The organism is Thermodesulfobacteriota bacterium (assembly GCA_025062045.1).
Taxonomy (GTDB): domain Bacteria; phylum Desulfobacterota; class Syntrophorhabdia; order Syntrophorhabdales; family JANXAF01; genus JANXAF01.
The window spans coordinates 300-547 of the sequence record JANXAF010000026.1 but is presented as its reverse complement, the minus strand read 5'-3'; the positions used below and the strand labels follow the sequence as shown (position 1 = coordinate 547).

The window sequence follows — 248 nt, the reverse complement described above, 5'->3', positions numbered from 1 at the left end:
GTACACACCGCCCGTCACACCACGAGAGCTGGCTTCATCCGAAGTTGGTGAGCTAACCCTTAAGGGAGGCAGCCAACGAAGATGGGGCTGGTGATTGGGGTGAAGTCGTAACAAGGTAGCCGTAGGGGAACCTGTGGCTGGATCACCTCCTTTCTAAGGAGATGTTGACAGGGCTTACCGAATTTATAAATTTTTTTGTTTTTTGATCTTTGACAAGAAGAGAAAGTGGGTCAAGATAGTAAGGGCAT

The 248-nt window shown here is 48.4% G+C and carries 1 rRNA gene; it reads left to right on the top strand.

Going from position 1 to position 248, the window contains the following annotated elements:
* A 16S ribosomal RNA gene (locus NZ583_09030) occupies positions 1 to 153 on the top strand; the annotation flags it as partial.
* Between the last annotated feature and the right edge of the window lie 95 nt (positions 154 to 248).